Genomic DNA, 18,504 nt, shown 5'->3' with positions numbered 1-18,504 from the left:
GCGCGCGCCGATAACAAGAAGAGCCGGGAAAACCACCATGAAGTCACGCTTCACTGCCGTTCACCTGCGTCCCGTCGAACTTGCCGATCCGCATCTCGCGCATCTCTACATGGAATGCGCCGATGCCGAGGCGCGTCTGTCGGGCGCGAGCAGAGTCGCGGCGGTCGCCGTGTACGAAGCCCGTGAGAAGACGCTCGATCGTCTGTGGTCGCGTCTCGATGCGCTCGATCCGAGACTGTGCCGCGAGCTGAAACACGCGGTAGAGGACTGGCACGAAATCGCGGTGAAGCTGCGCGGCGGCGACTGATTGAGACGCGCGCGCAGCGCAATGAGACGCTGCGGCATTCGCGCGGAAGGCCGTCGCCACTAACCTTTCTCCAACGACGCAAATCAAGGAGAAGGGCAATGAACAGCAACAACGGTACGAACAATCGCGCGCCGATGCCGGCTGCGTTCTTCGGCATCGCGGTCGGCGGGCTCGCGCTCGCGGGCGCATGGCGCGCGGCGGCTCGCGTGTGGGCGATTCCCGATGCGGTGCCCGCATGGCTGACGGCGGGCGCGCTCGTCGTCTGGATCGCGGTGCTCGTCGCATACGGGCGCAAGTGGCTCGTCCAGCGCGATGCGGCCATCGCGGAAATGCGTCATCCGGTGCAGTCTTCGTTCGCGGCGCTCGTGCCGGTATCGGCGATGCTCGTCGCACAAGCCGTGCAGCCTTATTCGCGGCCGCTCGCGATCGCGCTCTTCGCGATCGGCGTCGCGAGTTCGCTCGCGCTCGGCGCGTATCTGCATGGCCGGTTCTGGCAGGGCGGCCGCAAGCCCGAGCTGACGACGCCCGCCATCTACCTTCCGACGGTCGCGCCCAGCTTCGTCGCGGCGACGGCGGCGGCCGGGCTCGGTTTCACGCAAATCGGCATGTTGCTGTTCGGCGCGGGCGTGTTCTCGTGGCTCGCGATCGAATCGATCGTGCTGCATCGCGCCGCCGTGCATGAACCGCTGCCCGAAGCATTGCGCCCTACGCTCGGCATCCAGCTTGCGCCGCCGGTCGTCGGAGGCGTGTCGTATCTCGCGATCACGCACGGCGTACCCGATACGTTCGCATACATGCTGCTCGGCTACGGTCTCTATCAGGCGCTGATGCTCGCGCGCCTCGTGCCCTGGATTCGCCAACGCGCGTTCACGCCTTCGTACTGGGCCTTCAGCTTCGGTGCCGCCGCATTGCCGACGATGGCTATTCGCATGCTCGAACGCGGCGCCGCCGGCCCGATGACGTGGATCGCACCGGCTGTGTTCGTCGTGGCCAACGTGGTGATCGGTCTCATGATCGCGGGAACGGTGCGGGCGATCGTGCGAGGCGAGTTGCTGCCGGCCGCGGTTACATCGGCGCCGGCGAACGTCACGCCGATCAGCATCGAGCGTCGTGCGGCAGCGGGTTCGCGTTGAACATCACAACGTCAGCACTTCGCCCGCGCGCAACGCACGCAGCGACACATCGGGCAACGCGGCGCGCAGTTCTTCCAGAATCTGCGCGCCGTGCGGCGGTTTCAGATGCGAAATCAGCAATTCGGCTTTCATCGCGCGGCCACGCAGATCATCGGCGATGAGCTTCGGGCAATAGTGATGCGCCGCACGCGCCAACGCGATCTGCGCATCCGGATACGCGGTCTCGACGATCACATGGCGCAGTCCCGGCAACGCGCACACGGCGGCCCAGAACTCGGGATTGCTCGTCGTATCGCCGCTGAACGCGATGCACGCCGTTGCGTTCGACACCGCCAGCCCCATCGACGGCACCGTATGCCGCGCGGGCAATGCCGTCACGGTGCGCCCGTTCAGCATGAAGCATTCGCCGACCTCCAGCGCTTCGAAGCGCACGCCCGGCGCATCGGGGGAAGGAATGCGCGTGAAGTCCGGCCAGATCAGATTGTTGAAGATGTGCGCCTGAAGTATGTCGAGCGTCGCGCGGCTCGCGTGAACGACGAGCGGCCTATCGCGCGCGTCGCCTACGGCATCGATCATGAGCGGCAGATACGCAATGTGATCCAGATGCGAGTGCGTGAGAAACACATGATCGATACGCGCGAGTTCGTCGTCGGTAAGCACGGCGACGCCCGTGCCGGCATCGATCATGATGTCGCCGTCGACGAGCAGCGCCGTCGTGCCGCCGCGATCGCCCGCATCGTCGCCGCCGCTCCTGATCGCGCCGCTACAGCCGAGTACCCGAACGTTCATGATGATTCATTTCGTGTCGAATTCGCTTACGCAATCCCAGTCCTCGGGCAACGCAATGCCGCGCAGCGCATCGATGCGCCTGCGATACATCGCGTACACCTGTCGCTCAGGATACTGCGCCGCGAGCGTCGCGAGTAGCGTTTGCGCTTCGTCCCACTCGCGCGCGCGATAGTGCGCGAGCGCCGCGTGCCAGCGCGTGAGCGCATCGCCGTGTTCGTGCGCGGGCTGCGGCTCGAACACCGCAATCGGCGCGACGCGTCCTTTCACGCGCACGCGATCGATCTCGCGGAACGCGATATCCGTCACCCGTTCGCGCGTCGCTTCGCCCACGATGATGTCGATATCGAAGCGCCGCGTGAGGCCTTCGAGCCGCGCCGCGACATTCACGGCATCGCCCATCACGGTGTAGGCGCGGCGCACGTGCGAGCCCATGTCGCCGACGGTCATCGGCCCCGTATTGATGCCGATGCCGATCCACAGCGTCGGCCAGCCGCGCGCCGTGAGCGTGCGGTTCAGCTCGACGAGCGCCGCGCGCATGCCGAGCGCCGCCGCGACGGCGTTGCGCGCGTGATCCGGATCGTCGACGGGCGCACCCCAGAAACCCATGATCGCATCGCCGATGTACTTGTCGAGCGTGCCGCGATGCGCGCGGATCACTTCGGTCATCGTGCCGAGATACTCGTTCATCAGACGCGCGAGCGCTTCCGGCTCCAGCGTCTCCGCGATGGCCGTGAAGCCGAGCACGTCGCAGAACAGCACGGTCAACTCGGCGCGCCGCCCGGCCATGCTGTAGTCCTCCGGATGACTGCTCATTTCCTCGACGAGCTCGGGCGGCACGTATTGCCCGAACAGCGCGGTGAAATGGCGTTTCGCGCGCGCCTCGACGAAGTAGCCGTACGACATGTTGAGCACGTAGAGCGCGAGCGCGGCGAGCAGCGGCGACGCCACCGGGATCGACCAGCGAAGCCGCGCGAACGCGAAGAGATCCGCCGCGACGACGAGCGCGAGCAACATCGCGGTGAAGATCGTCGCGCGCGCGGGCATGTGCCACGGCCAGAGGAAGATCATCGCGAGTCCGATGAGCGCAAGCATCGACGCCTGCAACGCCGACGCGAACGGGGGTTCGAAGCGGATCGTATCGTCGAGCATGCCGCCGATCAGATTCGCGTTCACCTCGACGCCCGGATAAACCTCGCCGACGGGCGTCGTGCGCTGATCCATCAGGCCCGGCGCCGTCGTGCCGACGAGCGCGATCTTGCCCGCGAGCGCGTTGGCGGGAATGCGCTCTCCGAGCACGTCGGCGATGGAGTAATACGGGAAGCTGCCGGTCCGGCCGCGATAGGGCACGAGCGCCGCGCCGTTTTCATCGACGGGAATCGTGCGCGTGCCGCGCGGCGTCGTGAGCGCGAGTCCCGCGAGCGGCGCGGCGGGATCGGTTGCGTCGTCGAAGACCGGCGTCACCGCGGCGTCGCCGAACAGCGCGCGGATCACTTCGAGCGACAGCGCGCCGTACACGCCGTCGCGATAGGCCGCGATGAGCGGCACGCGGCGCACGGAGCCGTCGAAATCGATCACGGGATTGAAGTATCCGGCGCGCTTCGCCGCCTGTTGCAGCGCGGGCAGATTGCCGCCGTAGCTCGTCCAGTCGAAGAGCATGAGCGGATGCGTGCCGAACGCGCGCGCGCTCATCAAGGGCGATGGAATCGCGCCGCTCGATGCATCGCGATTCGAAAAGTAAAAGCCGAGCACCACGGGATGACCGGCAAGGGCATCGGCGAAACGGCGGTCGTAATCGAGGCGCGGAGCAAGCGCATCGAGCGTCTTGCGGTACGCGGCGTCCTCGGCGAGCGGGCCGCGCGCGAGTTCGTCGAGCACGGCAAGGCCCGAACTCGCGTCGGCTTCCGCGAACACCATGTCGAAGCCGAGCACCGCGATGCGCTCGCGCGAAAACAGCGTATCGACGAGCGCCGCCATGCGCGCGCGATCCCACGGCCAGCGGCCCAGTTCGGCGAGGCTTTTCTCGTCGATATCGAGAATCGCGATGCGCGCGTCCGTCGTGCGCGGCATGAAGAGACGCACTTTCGCGTCGTAGATCATCGCGTCGAGCGAATCGATGAAGCGGATGTCATAGCGCGACAGCGCATGTCCCGCGAGCGCGACGACGATCGCGAGCCCGAGCGCCCAGCGCGCGCCCGAGCGTTTGAACGTGAACGCGAGCGGTTGGCGCACCCTCATTGCGCGGCCCGGATCTGCTCGTTCGCGACGACGAGCCGCGCCGCCAGCACGCGCGCGTGCGCATCGACGCCGAAAGACATGAGCGCCGCGTGCAACTGCGCTGCGCGCATGACGTCCGTATCGCGGCTCGTGTTTTCGCTCATCGTGGGCTCGCTAACGGCACGCCGCCGACGGCACCACCGGCGTCACGCGCGATGCCGGCAGCACGCCGAACGGCAGCCGCGGACTCACGACGATCGCGCCTTCGCCCGCGCGCACGATCTGCCTGTCGACCTGATTGATGACGACGATCTGACCGTCGTAGACGACGATCTGATCGCCCTTGCAATCCGCGTTCGCGCCCGGTTCGAGATTCGCGCAATCGGTGACGGAATATTCGGTGCCGCGTATGCCGATGGTCGACGTCGGCGTCTTCACGCGATAGTTCTCCGGCTTGCCTTCCTTCGCGACGAGCCCGTCGAGCGCGCGCAATCCGCCTTTCACGAGCGACAGAAAGCTGCGGTCTTCCTGCGGCGCGTTCGCCGCGTAATGAAAATCGTCGACGCGAAACACCGAGCCGGGCTTCAGATACACGCGCTGCTTGTCGGTGAAGATCATCACGATTTCAGAGCCGACGCCGGTCTGCACGGTGTCGCCGTTGTCGATGTCGCCGCCGACCGCCGCCACGCGTTGCGCGCCGCCCGCCGATTGAATCGCGACATTGCCGACGAGCGCGGTGATCGTCGCGACCGCTTCGGCGCACGCCGCGCGCGCGGTCATCGCCAGGAAGAGGAAGAGAAGAAGGTGTCGGGCGCGCGTCATGTTCGGTCTCAGAAGGACTTCGTGAGCGCGATCCAGAAGCGGTTCGCGTGTCCGGTGCCGAGCGTCGAAGGCACGTAGCCGAGCGTGTGCGCGTACGACATCGACAGCAGAAAGTCGTGCGGCGCGGCGAACGTCGCGCCGACGCCCAGCCCGGAAAGCCGGACGTGATCGCTGCCCGGCGCGACCGGATGCGCGACGATCTTCCCGTCGGCGGTATCGATGAAGCCCGATAGCGTCACGAGCACCGGCACGAGCGATTGCCTGATCGTCTGCCGTAGTTCGATGGTCGCGATATACGCTTCGTCGACGGGCGCGTCGCCGGTCGCATAGGCGCGCACGGCATACGGGCCGCCGAGCGAGATCTGCTCGGACGAATCGAGATTGCGCGAAGTCGCCTGGCCGTTGAGCGAAAGGTAGAGCTGCGTGCCGTTGGCCTGATCGCCGATCACCTGCGTGTGCGTCACGGCGAACACGAACTTCGTGAACGCACCGGCGATCTGCGCGGCGATCTGTTCCGGCTGCGGCGTCTTATAGCGCAGGTTGCCTTGCTGGATAGCCGTGTCGAACGTCGTGATGCTCTTTTCGAGCGTCAGATTGCCCGAGAGCCCGAGCCGGCCGACATCGCTCGTCTTGTCGCTGACGGAATCGAACGCGCCGAGGTGATCCGACAGCAGCTTGTGGTCGTAGCCGAGCGTCGCGAATACGTTCGCCGACGGCGAGCGCAGCAGCGCGTAGCTCAGGAACGTCGAGAAGACATTGGCGCTGCCGTAGGCGTCGAGTTCGTCGAACTGACCGCCGACCGAATACGTCGAGCGCGTGTAGCCGACGCCCCACGCGAACCCGCTGCCGCCGACCGGCACCGTGTAGCCGATGTTGCCGTAGAACTGCCCGGTGATCGAGCCGAGCAGCCGCGCGCCCAACTGATCGCCGATGCCGAGCGGATTGTTCCATTGCAGCGCGCCGATGAGACGCGCGGTGCCGGTCGTCGTCTGGCCGTAGTTGTCGGCCTGCACGCTGCCGGAGACGGGCCGCGCGGTCGGCACGGCGAGCGTCATGTCGGAGGTGCCGGGAAGAAGGCCCGGCGAGATCGTCGCGTTCGCGCCCGTCGTGCCGGCCGCGTCCTGCGCGAGCAACGTGGCGCGGGTGAGGGCGCGCTCGTCGATCACGTCGCCCGGTTTGAGCGCGCCGAAAAATCGCGCGATGACGGGGTCGCGCGTGCGCGACTGGTTGTCGATGTCGATGCGACCGTAACGTCCCTCGCTCACCGCGATACGCACGATGCCGTCATCGATCTGCTGCGGCGGCACATAGGCGCGCGCGACCAGATAGCCGTGCCGCCGATAGAACGCGCTCACGCGATCGGCGGCGCTTTCGAGATCGTCGAGCGAACGCCCCGCACCGATGAACGGCCGCACGGCGTCGAGCAGTTCCGGCGTCGGGAAAAGCGTGTTGCCGGTGAACGCGAAACCTTTCACTTCGAAGCGGATGCCTCCTGTTTCGCCGGAGACGGGCGGCGGTTCGGGCGCGGGCGTCACGTTCAGACGCAGATCGGAAGGCGGGACGGGCGCGGGCGCTTGCTGCTGCTGTTCGCGCAGGATGCTGCCCGCGTTCGGCAGCGTCTGGGCGTGCGTTTCGCGCATGTCGCGCGCCGTCGCCGCGACGAGCGTCGCGATGAGCACGGCGAGCCGGCGCGACGCGACGCTGTGGCGTCGTTCGCGGGGCCCGAAGCGTCGCACGCGCCTGGGCCTCACATGCGGCATACGTGACCGGGCCATGCGTCGTCCGGCAGACGGCTGCCGTCGCTCGTCGAATCGGTGCGCTGCTGCACGAGCGGCGCGGACTCCGGCTGACGGCCCGGCGTCGCGTTGTAGAGCGGCGCGGGATTGGCCGCGTCGGTACGCACGGAATCGAGAATGCCGGGCAGCGCCGCGACGGTCGTGACGGGCGTTTCCGGTTCTTGCGGCATCACCGGCTGTACGGGGACGGACGGCGGCGCAGGCGGCGGCGTGCCCGCGATGCGCAGCGTGCCGCCTTGCGTCGTGATCGTGTAGCCGGTCGGGCCGCCCGTCGCGGTGACCGTGATCGCGTACGTGCCGATCGCCGCGCCCGGCGTCGCGCCGGTGCTCGTCACCGTGAAGACGAACGGCTCGTGGTTCGCCGGGCTGTCGGCGAATGCGTTGCCGTAGTTCGCGCCGTTGTAGCGCAGCGCGATCGTCACGTCGTTCGGACCGAGCGTGCGCGGCGTCTCGAACGGCACGTCGATGTTGATCGCCGTCAACGTGACCTGCTGCCGCGCATTGAACGCGAACCGGTTGCCCGATGCCGATGCCGCGCGCGCATCGGCGCCGCCGGTGTAGGCATCGCCCCAGAGCGCGAGATTGCCGCTTTGCAGTCCGCCGAAGGCGTCCGCCTCGGGTGCGTCGGAGTAGACGAGCCAGCGGCCGTTCGGCGCGGAAAGCGCGTTCGCTCCCGCGCGGTTCGCGAAGGTCGCCGCGGCGAGCGTGATCGCCGTGCCGCTCGCGCGGCTCGCAATGGGGGCGGCGAGCGTGAGCGCGGGCGCCGTGAGCGTGACCGCGCCGCTCGCCGAAACGCCCGACAAACCCGCGACGCGGCCGATCGTGAGCGGCGCGCTATCGGCGATGTCGACGGAACCGGCGTTCGCCGCCAGCGTGCCGATGCGATTGCCCGCGTTCGTCAGCCGGTACGCGCCCGCGCCGCCTTGCAGGGCGACATTGGCCGCCTGGATGGGCGCCTGTTGTGTCGCGGTGCCGGCGGTCGTCATCGCGAGCGTGCCGCGCGGCGCGCTGATCGACGCGTCGACGTGGACGCCGCTCTGCGCCGCGAGCGAAAGCGTGTTGACGCCGCTCCACGCGACGGGGCCGTCGATCAGCACGAGGCCGAACGGCGCAAAGCCCGCCGGCGACGCGGCGCTGATCGACACATTGGTCGATTCGAGCACGCGCGAAAGCGTCGCGCTCTGAATCGTGCCGAAGCGCTGTCCGAATGCATCGCCGCCGACGACGAGCGCGGCGAAGTCGCTTGCAATGCGCCACGTTCCGGTTTGTCCCGATGCCGCCGCCGTCGTGACCTGCGCGTCCGGCGCGACGCGCACCTGCGTGCCCGCCGTTTCGATGGCGCCGCCGTTGCCGCCATCCGGCGCGGATGCGTCGAGCGTGCCGCCGGCCTGCACGACGCCTTTGTCCGCGACGAGGCGGATCACGCCGTTCTGGTTCACGGCGCTTCTCGCGCGGATGACGCCCGTGTTGTTCACGACATTGGCGAGGAGCGCGTCCTCGGCGCTCGCGACGAGCCACGCCTGACCGCCATCGGCCTGAATCAGACCGTGATTGGCGGCGAGCGCACGCAACGCGCCGCGCTCCACCGACAAGCCGATCATGCTGTGATCGCCGAGCGTGACCGCGATGCGCTCGCCCGCCGCGAGCGCCGCGAAACCGCCGGGCGAGTCGATCGTGCCGGCGTTGATCGCGCGCGCGCCGATCAGCGCGACATAACCGCCGGGCGCGCTCGTGAGCGTGCCGAGATTGACGACCGCCGCGCCGTCCTCGTGATGATGATGATGCCGATGCCAGCGCCCGTCGCCCGAAAAGGTGTAGTGGCCGCTCATGAAATCGCTTGTCGACAGATTGAGCGTCGATGCCAGCAATCCACCGACGTTCACCTGCGCGCCCGGCCCGAAGATCACGCCGTTCGGATTGACGATGAACACCTGGCCGTTCGCGTCGAGCTTGCCGAAGAAGGTCGTCGGGCGCGGTCCGACGACGCGGTTCAGCGCGATCGAATTCGCGCCCGGCTGATTGAACGTGACCGCTTCGCCAGGGCGCGTGCTGAACGAATTCCAGTCGATGGCGAGGCGGCCGCTATTCTGCTGAATGATCGTGCTGGCGCCCGCGCTCGTCACCGAGCCGGAACCGGCGACGACGCGCGCGCCGCTCGGTTCCGCGCGCGCGGACATGCACGCCATGACGATGAGCGTGGCGATGCAGAGCCATCGCGCGGGGAACGCGGTGCTCGCGCGCAGAGTCTTGTTCATGTCGGCCGACTCCTTTCTGTTGCGGCGCATCGTCGTGACGAGATGCAGGCGCACCATCAAGCAGTTTAGTGTTCCGAAGCATGCTTGCAACTACGCGTTTAGAGAACCTTCGCATACGCGCTGTTCTTCGCCATTCGTATTAGGAACGCGGCGTTTTATCCGACGATCACGCGGCCTGGCTCGCGAGCGTCTCTTCGACGAACTCGCGCAGGAACGTGACCCACGTGCGGATCTTCGCATCGAGATACTGGCGGGAGGCGTACATCGCGTAGATGGTCATTGTCTGAAGTTCGCACTCGGGCAGCACGCGCACGAGCGCGCCGCTGTCGAGCCACGGCAGCGCGGCGAGCATCGGCAGCGGCGCGATGCCGAGACCGTTCGACAGCGCGACCGCGAGCGCATCGGCGGAATTGACGCGCAGGCGGCCCGGGTCGAGCTCCACTTCGACGTGGCCGCGCGGGCCTTCGAAGACCCATCGGTCGACGGGGAAAAACGTCGTCACGAGTTGCAGGCACGCGTGGTTCTTCAGATCGCCGATGCGCTGGGGCGTGCCCGCCCGTTTGAGATAGCCCGGCGACGCGCACAGCACGCTCGGCATCGAGCAGATTTTCGTGGAGACGAGCGCGGAGTCGGGCAGTGCGGACGTGGTGACTTGCAGGAAGACGTCGAAGCCTTCGTCGAGCATGTCGGGGATATGTTGCGAAAGCGTAAGCTCGACGCGCACCTGCGGATGCTGCTCGAGATAGCGCGTGAGCGCGGGCACCACGTAGTGCTGGCCGAAGGTGATCGGGGCATGCATGCGCAGCACGCCCGTCGGCGAAACCTGGGCGTTGCTCGCCTCGGCCTCGGAGAGATCGACGAGTTCGAGCACTTCCTTGCAGCGCGTGAGATAACGGTTGCCGGCATCGGTGAGGGCGACGCGGCGCGTCGTGCGATTCAGAAGCCGCGTGCGCAGATGCGTTTCGAGTTCGGTGACCGCGCGCGAGGCCTGCGCCGTCGTGATGTCCATCTGCTGCGCCGCGACGGTGAAGCTGGCCGCTTCAGCCACGCGCGCAAAGATTCTCATGCTCCGCAACAAGTCCATCGTCCAGGCATCCGTTTGACGAAGCCGGAACTATCCCACGTCGGCGCAACAGCGCGCAACCTGCGCGGGCGAAGCGGCGTCGCATCGGCTTTTCGCACATTCGTTTCAGGATTCACATCTGTTACAGGCGTTGTAACGCAGCCCGCACGCGGCGCGGCTACGATGGATTCATGGCTGCATAAGAATCCAGGATCGCATCGCGGTCTGCTTGTCGGCCTTCTCAGACGAGGACGAAATGAACATCAAGGGCTTGGTCGGGATCGGTATCGCGTTGTCGGCGGGACTCGCTTGCGAAGCCGCCGTGGCGGGCGTGAGCCTGGGCATCAATCTCGGGGTTCCGGTTGCGCCGGTTTATGCGGCGCCGGTGTACGTCGCGCCCGCGCCCGTCTATGCGCCGCCTCCGCCGCCCATGTACGCGCCGCCGCCTCCGCCCGTCGCCTATCAGCCCGCGCCGGTCATGGTTGCGCCCGCGCCGGCGATCGTCGTCGGCTGGCACGGCGACCGCTATTGGGATGGCTATCGCTACTGGGGACGCCGCGACTGGTACGCGCATCACGGCGGCTATTACGGCTATCGGCACTGGTAAGCCGGAAGCCGGCGGCAACGGGGCATCATCATGAAAAATTCAACTCGAACTCGAACCCGGTCGCGCCTCGCGCGCTCGCTGATCGTGCCCGTCGCGCTCGTGGCGGCGGCGGGGCTCGGCGGCTGCGTTTATGCGCCGCCTTATGGCTATGCGCCCGCGCCCGCTTATGGCTACGCGCCTGCCTATGGCTATGCGTATGGACCGGGCTACTACGCGGCGCCATCGGTGTCGCTCGGCATCGGCTTCTCGAGCGGCGGCGGCGGTCACTGGCACGGCCGCTGACGCGCGGTCCATTCCGACTGGAACGTGCGTTGCTGCGATTTCTCTGACTCTTTCGGAGAAAGCGCAACATGACCGAGCAAACTGCAAGCTTGCTGTCGCAACACGCCCGCTGCGAGCATTTCATGCTGCCGCCGAACGGCTGGGTGCCAAATAACACGCGGCTGCCCGTCCTGGTGTGGCGCGGCGCGATCGACCCGAAAGCCACCGATTGCGCCGAGCGCTTCGAAGCGCTTTTCGCGCAGAACGGCTGGCCGCCGCAGTGGCGCGACAGTGTCTTCGACTATCACCACTTCCATTCGACCGCGCATGAGGCGCTCGGCGTCGCATCGGGCGACGCCGAACTGATTCTCGGCGGCCCGCATGGCCGCGTGATCGCGGTCAGCGCCGGCGACGCGCTCGTCCTGCCTGCCGGCACCGGCCATTGCCTGCTGACGGCCGGACGGCGCTTTCAGGTCGTCGGGGCTTATCCGCCGGGGCAGCAATGGGATATCCGCCGCGAAGCGATCAGCGAGCAGGAACGCATCGCGATGGAAGAACTGCCGTTCCCGCGAAGCGATCCCGTCGCCGGAGAGGACGGGCCGCTCGCGCGTCACTGGCATTAGCCGATCACGCTTTGCTTTCCTTCACGCATTGAGACCGGCGCGCGCCGACGAGCGGCACGCGCTTGATCACGCCCGTCGCGAGCGCCGTGCCGACCAGCACGATCGCGCAGGCGGCCGCCATGCCCATCGACACGCGCTCGGCAAGAAAGAGCGCGCCCCACAGAATCCCGAAGATCGGAATCAGGAACGTGACGGTAATCGCGCGTGCCGGCCCGGCGACCGCGATCAGACGGAAGAACATCATGTAGGCGAGGCCCGTGCACGCGACGCCCAGCCCGAGCACCGCGCCCCACGCGTGCAACGATACGGCGCCGGCCGGCCAGAAAAAGAGCGCGAAGGGCAGAAGCACGATCGTCGCCGCGCTCATCGTGCCGGCGGCGACCGTCAGCGAATCGACGCCCATCAGATGCTTTTTCGTGTAACTCGCGGCGACGCCGTACGAAGCCGATGCGGCGAGCGCGGCGAGTGCGGCCAGCGCGGTCGCCATCGGGGCGGCGGCGGCGCTCGCGTCGTGCGCGAACATCTGATCCCAGACGAGCGCGAGCACGCCCGCGAAGCCGATCGCAAGTCCCGCCACGCGCATGCGCGTCAGCCGGTCGCTCAACCACAGATACGCGACGATCGCGCCCCAGAGCGGCGTCGTCGCGTTGATGACCGACGTGACGCCCGCCGACAGCGTCAGCTCGGCATACGCGAAGAGACAAAACGGCGCGGCGGAATTGAGGACGCCGACGACGAGGAGCGGCCACGCGCGTTCGCGCATCGTCGAGAAGGCTGGCCGCGCCTTGCCGCGCAGCGCGAGCATCAGAAGCAGAAACAGCGCGCCGATGCCCACGCGCAACGCCATCAGCGGCGCGACGCCGAGATCGGTCACGCCGACGCGGATGAACAGGAACGAGCCGCCCCAGAGCGCGGCGAGAACGAACAGTTGAGCGAGATTGACGGGATTCATGGCGGCTTGGCGATAGAAGTTGGGAGCGAAACCATCGTATCGGCGTGCGTCGTGCCGACGTTTCGGCGCGGCGTGAAACGAAAGATGCGGCGCGATGCACCCGCTCGCCCAGCTCCCGGAATCCCGCATCGTAGGCGCGCGCCGATGCCGCCGCAAACGAGCATTTCTCACCGTTATGTGAGAAAAATTGCCAAGCGCCGCGCGGCTCGACCGGCCGCGGACGCCGAGGTTGCTGGCAGGCCCGATCGGTGCGACTCTTGCATGATCGAAAGATGGACGATGGTTCTTGCAGCGCGATGGACGCAGTCAACGGGAGAGAAGCCATGGACAATGCAAACGGCAACGCATCCACGATTCAGTCGATGCAAAACAGCGACCGGGGCGATCCGGCCGATCCGCCGCTCTCGCGCCGCACGGTCGCGAGCGCGATGGACGCGGCGCTCGCGCCCGGCATGGCACACGGACAGGCCGCGAGCGTGACGCCGCTCACGCCGGGCGAGGCGCACAAGCCCGCAAGGTATTCGCCGTATCACGTGCACGGCGATGTGCTCGAAGGCGGCGACAGTCCGACGGTGCTCGCGCAGCCCGCCGCGACGCACGCCGCGGGACAGGGCAGTCAGTACCATCCGTCGCGACCGATGCCGCGGCGCGCGCGCGACGTGCTGGCGGGCGCGCAGGACGTCATCGCGACGCAGTACAGGCAGGCGAAGGAGGGCACGGACGATTACGTGCACGACAATCCGTGGAAATCGATTGCGCTGGCGGCGGTCGGCGGGCTCATCGTCGGTCTGCTGGCCGCACGCTGAAGCGCGGCGGGCCTCAACCTTGCTGGGTTGCTGATATCGGCAGAGGCTTATCGCCGTGCCGGACCGACATGGAAGAACGATCGTACGACCTCTGCACCGACCGGTGCGAAATCTGGAATCCGCTGACGATGGCGCTCGCCAGTCCGCGGCGCGTCTTGATCGTGCATTCGGAATCGAACGTCGGCGATTCGTTCGCGCTGCTCCTCGCGATGCGCGGTTTCGAGGCCGTGCAGATCGGCGATGCGGCGGCCGCGTCGCAATTCATCCGCAACTGGCGGCCGCAGGTGTTGTTCGTGGATACGCTCATCGGCGACGCGCACGACCACGCGCCGGCGCGCACGCTGCGCGAAGCGCTGACCGTCGATCGGACGGAGGGCGAAGTGGAGTTGCTGATTGCGCTCGCCGCCGATGCCAAGCAGGATCCGCGCGATGCATTGCACGCCGCGGGCTACGACGGCTTTTGCAGAACGCCGTGCCCGGTCTGGTGGATGTTCGACGTATTGAAGTGTTTCTACGTCCACTGATGCGGGCGGTGCACTGCGCCGCCGCCCGCCGCTTGAGACCTAAACCGCTCGCGATGCCTTGAAATCGTTGGTTTCCAGTTCGACCGACTGGCCGCCGTTGCGCTCGAGCGCGCGCCGGGCGGCGTCTTCGATTTGCACGCGTCCGCCTTCGAACGCGGAGAGGAGATCGTGCGACGACGTCCCGCTATTGCCGAAGTGATCGTTGAGCGCATCGAGGGAAATGCTGCACCACACCTCGCGGCCGTCCACCTTCGCCTCGAACGCGACACGCGCTGCCGCCACGACGTGACGGCGCCCGCTGAACTCTATCGTCATCCTTATCACCTCCTGTTTTTCGTTCGGAACACGGTTGAGCGCGATCATCGCGAGACTTGCAACGACGCGCCCGCGATGTCGATGCCTACGACTGCGTGCGGCCTTGCGCGCCGCGCACGTCGTCTTGCATGATACGCCCGCGCTGCGCGGGGCGTACGGGAGGTGACTTTGCAATGACCGTGCCCGCGCGGTACAAAGCGCCCTATCCGCAGCAGAGGCAGCCGCCGCGATGCCTCATGCCGTAACTGCCGGCTTCTTCGGCGGCGCCGGCGGATGCGCTCGAACCGCCCACGCTCGGCGCGCCGATCGTCACGCGCGCAGCGGCCGCGCCGCATTGTGGACAGGCCGCGGGATCGTCGCGCTCGGCGATGCGGCGGACGGCTTCGAACGCGCCGCAATCCGCGCATTGGTAATCGTAGACAGGCATGACGTTTTCACTCGGAGAAAGAGGGCATCGATCACGGTAGCAAGCGCTATGCAACGCCTCGCCGCGAAGCCGGGCGTGCCGATGTCAACGCCCGTCCTTGCGCAACAGGCGCAGACGCGCTTCTTCGAGCGACTCGAACTTGCTGTCGGCCTCGTCGTAGATCGACACCTTGCCGCGCCCGATGTCGTACACCCAGCCCTGCACCTGCAGCTTGCCGAGCGCGAGCCGGCCCGCGACCGCCGGATGCGTGCGCAGATGCGTCAGTTGCAGGCGGATGTTCTCCTCGACCATCGCCTGGACGATGCGTTCTTCTTCCAGCTTGCGCGCCATCACGACGCTGCGCGCGGCTTCGGCGTTGCGCAGCCATGCGTGAACCGTCGGCATTTCATCGGCGATGGCCGCGCCTGACGCAAGGCCTTTCATCGCGCCGCAATCCGAGTGGCCGCAAATCACGATCTGCCGGACGTTGAGCGCGAGCACCGCGAATTCCACCACCGCCGACACGCCGCCGAGCATCTCGCCATAAGCCGGCACGATGTTGCCGATGTTGCGGCACACGAAAAGCTCGCCGGGGCGCGTCTGCGTGATCATTTCCGGCGATACGCGCGAATCCGCGCAGGTAATGAAGAGCGTATGCGGCGCCTGCTGGCGCGCGAGGCTCTTGAACAGCGCTTCGCTGTCGGGGAACACGAAACGGCTGAAGTCGTCGGCGCCTTGCAGCAGGTACAGCAGGTCGCCGGTTTCGGCGCCGTGGCGTTCTTCGCTCATCGATTTGTCGGACATGGTGTCGCCTTTGTTGTGCGGTTCCGACGCGCGTGCGTGCGCGTCACGTCAAGGCGAAAGCTTGCGGGGTTTTGAGATGGATCGCAAGTCGCTCCGATTCAAGACCTTCACGGGCGCACCAATTCGGTGCGAGGGCATCATCCGGTTCGGTTTTCCCGAAGTGACGCGCTCAAAATCTCCTATTTTTCGACGCGTACCATTCCGCTAGATTGTTTTCATTGAAAGCAATCAGAAAGGAACCGACATGAAATGCCCGGTATGTCCCGCGACCGAACTACTGATGACCCTGCGCGAGGGCATCGAAATCGACTATTGCCCGCACTGTCGCGGCGTGTGGCTCGACCGCGGCGAGCTCGATCAGATCATCCGGCGCGCGGCGCAGGCGTCGCTCGCGGAGGCGCAAGCGTCCGGGCGCGACGAATGGGACGAGCGCGGACACGATCGCGAGCGCCGCACGCATCGGCAGGACGGTTACCACTACGGCGATTCGCGCGGCAAGCGCGAACATGCGCGGCGCAAAAAATCCTTTCTCGGCGATCTGTTCGACTTCGACTGATCGGCGAGCGTCACGCGCATCGGCAGTAATTCGGCGGCGAAACAGCAAGGAGAACGGCAAATGTCAACGGTTAAGCAAGTCCTGAAGGCAAAGCGCGACACGACGGTTCACACCATCGACGCGGAGGCGAGCGTGTACGAAGCGATCGCGCTGATGTCGCGGGCGGAAGTGGGCGCGCTCGTCGTCGTGGTGGGCGACGCGGTGTGCGGCATCGTCACCGAACGCGACTATGCGCGCAAGGTGATCCTGCAGGACAAAGTCTCGCGGACGACCACCGTATGCGAGATCATGACCGCGCCGGTGATGTCGGTCAGCCTCAGAACGAGCGCCGACGAATGCATGACGCTAATGACGCGGCAGCGGATTCGCCATCTGCCGGTGATCGAGGGCGGCCGGCTCGTCGGGATGATTTCGATCGGCGATATGGTGCGGCATCTGATCGAGGAGCAGCAGTTCGCCATCGACCAGCTCGAAAGCTATGTGCGCGGCCCGCGCCACGATGCACCGACGTGCGCGCTCACGCGGCGTAGCGAGATTCCGCAGACACTCGCACTGCGTATCGTGTAGCGCGTCAGCGCGCTTGCGCGGTCAGAAGCGCCTGCAGGTTGCGCACGACATCGTTCCAGTCGCCGAGGCCGCGGGCGCGAACCAGGCGCATCGAGGCATACCAGGGCGTGACATGCGGATCGCGCTCGTAACGCCATTCCGCGACCTGATTGAGAAACAAGTAGCACGGCTTGCCGAGCGCCCCTGCGATGTGCGACAGCGCGCCATCATTGCCGACGAACGCATCGAGCCTGTCGATGATGCTCACGCTTTGCGTCAGCGTGACGTCGGAGGCGAGGGTGGTGAAGCGGTCGAGGTCATTCGAACGCGGGGCGTTCAGCCAGCGCTTGCGCTCGAAGCCGCGCTGCATGACGACCCAGTGGATGTCGGGCGTGCTGTCGAAAAGCGGGACGAGATCAGGCAGGGCGAGGCTGCGGCTGGCGAAATTGTTCGCCGATTCGCACGACGACCAGAAAATGCCGACGCAGCGCCGGCCCTGCGCGCGCTGGCGGATCTCATCGACGATTGCATCGGCGGCGCAAGGATCGGCGGGCTCGATATAGCGTGCCGACGACGCATAACCGAGCACCGGGAAAAGCGCGGTAAAGAGCGCGAAAGGATCGGTCCACAGCGCGCCGTCCGTTGCGACGGCGAAGCCGGCCGCGCGCATGGCTTCGGCGTCTCGGGCGGATTCGGCATCGGGCATCGCGAAGCGATAGTTCCGGTCCGAGCCGTCGGCGTAGGCGATCTGCACGCCCAGCGCCTGAAGCGCGCCGGCGTAGCGCACCCAGTTCACTTGATCGCCGTGGCCCGACGCGATCGACGTCATCGTCAGATGCGCCGGCAGGACCCGCTGTCCGCACCAGTAATGCTCGATATCGACATCGGGAAACAGCACGCGGCGCGCTTCGTGCGATGACCAATAGCGATGCAACAGTTCGACGCCGCTCGCGATGCCGTTCAGGCGCATCGCGCTGCGTCCCTGATGATGTCCGAGCACATAGGCGGAATGTTCGTCGACGTCTTGCGCGCTCAGTTCCAGAACCCGGTCGTCGCAGCCGAGATAATGCCAGCCGTAGACGCGCCACAGGAATGCGAAGATCGGTGCGACATCGGGCTTGCATCCCACGTACTCGATCATGCTGAGCGCGACTTCCTTCAATCCGAGATGCGCGCACGCGTCGCACAGGCTGTGAAGCTGGAAGCCGAAGGTGTTCGATCGGCGCGTGAGCTCGCAGCCGATATCGACGGCGCGCAGAAATTCGCCCCCTCGCAGATGCGCGAGCGCGCGCGCGTGCAAGTACTCCGAGGTGTGTCCGTCGGCGGCGAAGCGACCATCGAGAAAACGGAAACATGCCTCGATTTCGCCTGCATACAGGCTGGAATGGAACTGTTGGTAACTGTCGATCATGGGAGCTTGCCGAGTCAGGTGGCGGCATTATTGCGTGCGCCGGAGCGTCGGGCGCGCAGGCGGCAAGCCTTTTCACAAAAATTTCGGATTCTTGATTAATGCGTTGATGTTCCGACAATTTTTGAAAAATAGCGGCGCGTCTCGTTCGATTATAGGTGGCGTGCCGGCGGGGAAACTCGCTCGAGTCGGTCCCGGCGCGATGACCAAAACACGACATTCCAATTCGGCGTAACATCAAATGTCAAAGCAAAATTGAAATGTCGTACCACCGGCTAAATACAGATGTCGTGTTTTTGATGTGTGATTGGCTCTGT

21 protein-coding genes are annotated in these 18,504 nt (G+C 66.4%); 9 read left to right on the top strand and 12 right to left on the bottom strand.

Going from position 1 to position 18,504, the window contains the following annotated elements; genetic code table 11:
- Positions 1-37 precede the first annotated feature (37 nt).
- Positions 38-307 carry a hypothetical protein gene (locus NCT05_RS08940; RefSeq protein WP_008349582.1) on the top strand — a complete coding sequence of 90 codons (270 nt, stop codon included), beginning with the start codon at positions 38-40 and terminating at the stop codon, positions 305-307.
- Between the two features lie 98 nt (positions 308-405).
- Positions 406-1,440, top strand: coding sequence for a dicarboxylate transporter/tellurite-resistance protein TehA (gene tehA / locus NCT05_RS08935; protein WP_008349583.1), 1,035 nt, complete (start codon positions 406-408; stop codon positions 1,438-1,440).
- Positions 1,441-1,443: 3 nt separating this feature from the next.
- Here tehA and NCT05_RS08930 read toward each other — a convergent pair whose 3' ends face one another.
- The 7 genes from NCT05_RS08930 to NCT05_RS08900 all read right to left on the bottom strand — a co-directional run bounded on the left by NCT05_RS08930 (position 1,444) and on the right by NCT05_RS08900 (position 10,400).
- On the bottom strand, positions 1,444-2,229 hold the full coding sequence (locus NCT05_RS08930) for a 3',5'-cyclic-nucleotide phosphodiesterase (protein WP_008349584.1): 786 nt from the start codon (positions 2,227-2,229) through the stop codon (positions 1,444-1,446).
- A 6-nt stretch (positions 2,230-2,235) separates the two neighbouring features.
- Complete coding sequence (locus tag NCT05_RS08925) at positions 2,236-4,464, bottom strand: CHASE2 domain-containing protein (protein WP_250502144.1); 2,229 nt, start codon at positions 4,462-4,464, stop codon at positions 2,236-2,238.
- Positions 4,461-4,607 (bottom strand): hypothetical protein, encoded by a 147-nt coding sequence (locus tag NCT05_RS08920; protein WP_160297415.1) that lies wholly within the window; start codon positions 4,605-4,607, stop codon positions 4,461-4,463. The genes NCT05_RS08925 and NCT05_RS08920 overlap by 4 nt, the downstream gene beginning before the upstream one ends.
- Positions 4,608-4,617: 10 nt before the next feature.
- Entirely contained in the window at positions 4,618-5,265 is a 648-nt protein-coding gene (locus NCT05_RS08915) for a FecR family protein (RefSeq protein WP_008349588.1), read from the bottom strand.
- 8 nt (positions 5,266-5,273) lie between these two features.
- The gene (locus tag NCT05_RS08910; protein ID WP_250502143.1) at positions 5,274-7,040 is read right to left on the bottom strand and encodes a ShlB/FhaC/HecB family hemolysin secretion/activation protein; all 1,767 of its coding nucleotides are present in this window, start codon (positions 7,038-7,040) and stop codon (positions 5,274-5,276) included.
- Positions 7,013-9,316, bottom strand: coding sequence for a two-partner secretion domain-containing protein (locus tag NCT05_RS08905; RefSeq protein WP_250502142.1), 2,304 nt, complete (start codon positions 9,314-9,316; stop codon positions 7,013-7,015). The genes NCT05_RS08910 and NCT05_RS08905 overlap by 28 nt, the downstream gene beginning before the upstream one ends.
- Positions 9,317-9,482: 166 nt before the next feature.
- Positions 9,483-10,400: a LysR family transcriptional regulator gene (locus NCT05_RS08900; protein WP_250502141.1), complete on the bottom strand. Its 918-nt coding sequence runs from the start codon at positions 10,398-10,400 to the stop codon at positions 9,483-9,485.
- 235 nt (positions 10,401-10,635) lie between these two features.
- Here NCT05_RS08900 and NCT05_RS08895 point away from each other — a divergent pair, with 235 nt between their 5' ends.
- The 3 genes from NCT05_RS08895 to NCT05_RS08885 all read left to right on the top strand — a co-directional run bounded on the left by NCT05_RS08895 (position 10,636) and on the right by NCT05_RS08885 (position 11,870).
- Positions 10,636-10,986: a hypothetical protein gene (locus tag NCT05_RS08895; protein WP_008349595.1), complete on the top strand. Its 351-nt coding sequence runs from the start codon at positions 10,636-10,638 to the stop codon at positions 10,984-10,986.
- Positions 10,987-11,016: 30 nt separating this feature from the next.
- Entirely contained in the window at positions 11,017-11,268 is a 252-nt protein-coding gene (locus tag NCT05_RS08890) for a hypothetical protein (RefSeq protein ID WP_235366340.1), read from the top strand.
- Positions 11,269-11,336: 68 nt separating this feature from the next.
- Positions 11,337-11,870, top strand: coding sequence for a cupin domain-containing protein (locus NCT05_RS08885; protein WP_008349599.1), 534 nt, complete (start codon positions 11,337-11,339; stop codon positions 11,868-11,870).
- 4 nt (positions 11,871-11,874) lie between these two features.
- On the opposite strand, the gene NCT05_RS08880 is transcribed toward NCT05_RS08885, so the two are convergent.
- Positions 11,875-12,822: a DMT family transporter gene (locus tag NCT05_RS08880; RefSeq protein WP_250502140.1), complete on the bottom strand. Its 948-nt coding sequence runs from the start codon at positions 12,820-12,822 to the stop codon at positions 11,875-11,877.
- A 323-nt stretch (positions 12,823-13,145) separates the two neighbouring features.
- Between NCT05_RS08880 and NCT05_RS08875 the strand changes: the two genes are divergently transcribed.
- Both NCT05_RS08875 and NCT05_RS08870 read left to right on the top strand, forming a co-directional pair.
- Complete coding sequence (locus tag NCT05_RS08875; RefSeq protein WP_250439758.1) at positions 13,146-13,628, top strand: ElaB/YgaM/YqjD family protein; 483 nt, start codon at positions 13,146-13,148, stop codon at positions 13,626-13,628.
- 68 nt (positions 13,629-13,696) lie between these two features.
- Positions 13,697-14,152: a response regulator gene (locus NCT05_RS08870; RefSeq protein ID WP_008349604.1), complete on the top strand. Its 456-nt coding sequence runs from the start codon at positions 13,697-13,699 to the stop codon at positions 14,150-14,152.
- Between the two features lie 39 nt (positions 14,153-14,191).
- Here the strand turns inward: NCT05_RS08870 and NCT05_RS08865 are convergent, their stop codons facing one another.
- The 3 genes from NCT05_RS08865 to NCT05_RS08855 form a co-directional block, all read right to left on the bottom strand.
- A complete protein-coding gene (locus NCT05_RS08865; protein WP_008349606.1) occupies positions 14,192-14,467 on the bottom strand; it encodes a DUF1488 family protein in 276 nt (91 codons plus the stop codon).
- A gap of 202 nt (positions 14,468-14,669) precedes the next feature.
- Positions 14,670-14,894, bottom strand: a complete 225-nt coding sequence (locus NCT05_RS08860; RefSeq protein WP_250439756.1) for an FmdB family zinc ribbon protein — start codon at positions 14,892-14,894, stop codon at positions 14,670-14,672.
- Between the two features lie 84 nt (positions 14,895-14,978).
- Entirely contained in the window at positions 14,979-15,677 is a 699-nt protein-coding gene (locus NCT05_RS08855; RefSeq protein WP_008349610.1) for a carbonic anhydrase, read from the bottom strand.
- A 244-nt stretch (positions 15,678-15,921) separates the two neighbouring features.
- Here NCT05_RS08855 and NCT05_RS08850 point away from each other — a divergent pair, with 244 nt between their 5' ends.
- A complete protein-coding gene (locus NCT05_RS08850) occupies positions 15,922-16,233 on the top strand; it encodes a TFIIB-type zinc ribbon-containing protein (protein ID WP_250502139.1) in 312 nt (103 codons plus the stop codon).
- A 60-nt stretch (positions 16,234-16,293) separates the two neighbouring features.
- The gene (locus NCT05_RS08845; RefSeq protein ID WP_250502138.1) at positions 16,294-16,800 is read left to right on the top strand and encodes a CBS domain-containing protein; all 507 of its coding nucleotides are present in this window, start codon (positions 16,294-16,296) and stop codon (positions 16,798-16,800) included.
- A 4-nt stretch (positions 16,801-16,804) separates the two neighbouring features.
- On the opposite strand, the gene NCT05_RS08840 is transcribed toward NCT05_RS08845, so the two are convergent.
- Entirely contained in the window at positions 16,805-18,190 is a 1,386-nt protein-coding gene (locus NCT05_RS08840; protein ID WP_244808087.1) for a glycosyltransferase family 9 protein, read from the bottom strand.
- Positions 18,191-18,504 lie beyond the last annotated feature (314 nt).

The organism is Caballeronia sp. AZ7_KS35, from assembly GCF_023631045.1.
GTDB lineage: Bacteria > Pseudomonadota > Gammaproteobacteria > Burkholderiales > Burkholderiaceae > Caballeronia > Caballeronia zhejiangensis.
The sequence above is the reverse complement of the archived record's forward strand: the minus strand, read 5'-3'. Positions and strand labels throughout refer to the sequence as shown.

Excerpts from the sequence above, each read along its gene's own strand:
- NCT05_RS08885 (WP_008349599.1), top strand. The coding sequence starts at position 11,337 with ATGACCGAGCAAACTGCAAGCTTGCTGTCGCAACACGCCCGCTGCGAG.
- NCT05_RS08910 (WP_250502143.1), bottom strand. The coding sequence starts at position 7,040 with ATGGCCCGGTCACGTATGCCGCATGTGAGGCCCAGGCGCGTGCGACGC.
- NCT05_RS08920 (WP_160297415.1), bottom strand. The coding sequence starts at position 4,607 with ATGAGCGAAAACACGAGCCGCGATACGGACGTCATGCGCGCAGCGCAG.
- NCT05_RS08850 (WP_250502139.1), top strand. The coding sequence starts at position 15,922 with ATGAAATGCCCGGTATGTCCCGCGACCGAACTACTGATGACCCTGCGC.
- NCT05_RS08875 (WP_250439758.1), top strand. The coding sequence starts at position 13,146 with ATGGACAATGCAAACGGCAACGCATCCACGATTCAGTCGATGCAAAAC.
- NCT05_RS08905 (WP_250502142.1), bottom strand. The coding sequence starts at position 9,316 with ATGAACAAGACTCTGCGCGCGAGCACCGCGTTCCCCGCGCGATGGCTC.
- NCT05_RS08890 (WP_235366340.1), top strand. The coding sequence starts at position 11,017 with ATGAAAAATTCAACTCGAACTCGAACCCGGTCGCGCCTCGCGCGCTCG.
- tehA (WP_008349583.1), top strand. The coding sequence starts at position 406 with ATGAACAGCAACAACGGTACGAACAATCGCGCGCCGATGCCGGCTGCG.
- NCT05_RS08840 (WP_244808087.1), bottom strand. The coding sequence starts at position 18,190 with ATGATCGACAGTTACCAACAGTTCCATTCCAGCCTGTATGCAGGCGAA.
- NCT05_RS08845 (WP_250502138.1), top strand. The coding sequence starts at position 16,294 with ATGTCAACGGTTAAGCAAGTCCTGAAGGCAAAGCGCGACACGACGGTT.
- NCT05_RS08860 (WP_250439756.1), bottom strand. The coding sequence starts at position 14,894 with ATGCCTGTCTACGATTACCAATGCGCGGATTGCGGCGCGTTCGAAGCC.
- NCT05_RS08900 (WP_250502141.1), bottom strand. The coding sequence starts at position 10,400 with ATGGACTTGTTGCGGAGCATGAGAATCTTTGCGCGCGTGGCTGAAGCG.
- NCT05_RS08880 (WP_250502140.1), bottom strand. The coding sequence starts at position 12,822 with ATGAATCCCGTCAATCTCGCTCAACTGTTCGTTCTCGCCGCGCTCTGG.
- NCT05_RS08930 (WP_008349584.1), bottom strand. The coding sequence starts at position 2,229 with ATGAACGTTCGGGTACTCGGCTGTAGCGGCGCGATCAGGAGCGGCGGC.
- NCT05_RS08865 (WP_008349606.1), bottom strand. The coding sequence starts at position 14,467 with ATGACGATAGAGTTCAGCGGGCGCCGTCACGTCGTGGCGGCAGCGCGT.
- NCT05_RS08940 (WP_008349582.1), top strand. The coding sequence starts at position 38 with ATGAAGTCACGCTTCACTGCCGTTCACCTGCGTCCCGTCGAACTTGCC.
- NCT05_RS08855 (WP_008349610.1), bottom strand. The coding sequence starts at position 15,677 with ATGTCCGACAAATCGATGAGCGAAGAACGCCACGGCGCCGAAACCGGC.
- NCT05_RS08925 (WP_250502144.1), bottom strand. The coding sequence starts at position 4,464 with ATGAGGGTGCGCCAACCGCTCGCGTTCACGTTCAAACGCTCGGGCGCG.
- NCT05_RS08870 (WP_008349604.1), top strand. The coding sequence starts at position 13,697 with ATGGAAGAACGATCGTACGACCTCTGCACCGACCGGTGCGAAATCTGG.
- NCT05_RS08895 (WP_008349595.1), top strand. The coding sequence starts at position 10,636 with ATGAACATCAAGGGCTTGGTCGGGATCGGTATCGCGTTGTCGGCGGGA.
- NCT05_RS08915 (WP_008349588.1), bottom strand. The coding sequence starts at position 5,265 with ATGACGCGCGCCCGACACCTTCTTCTCTTCCTCTTCCTGGCGATGACC.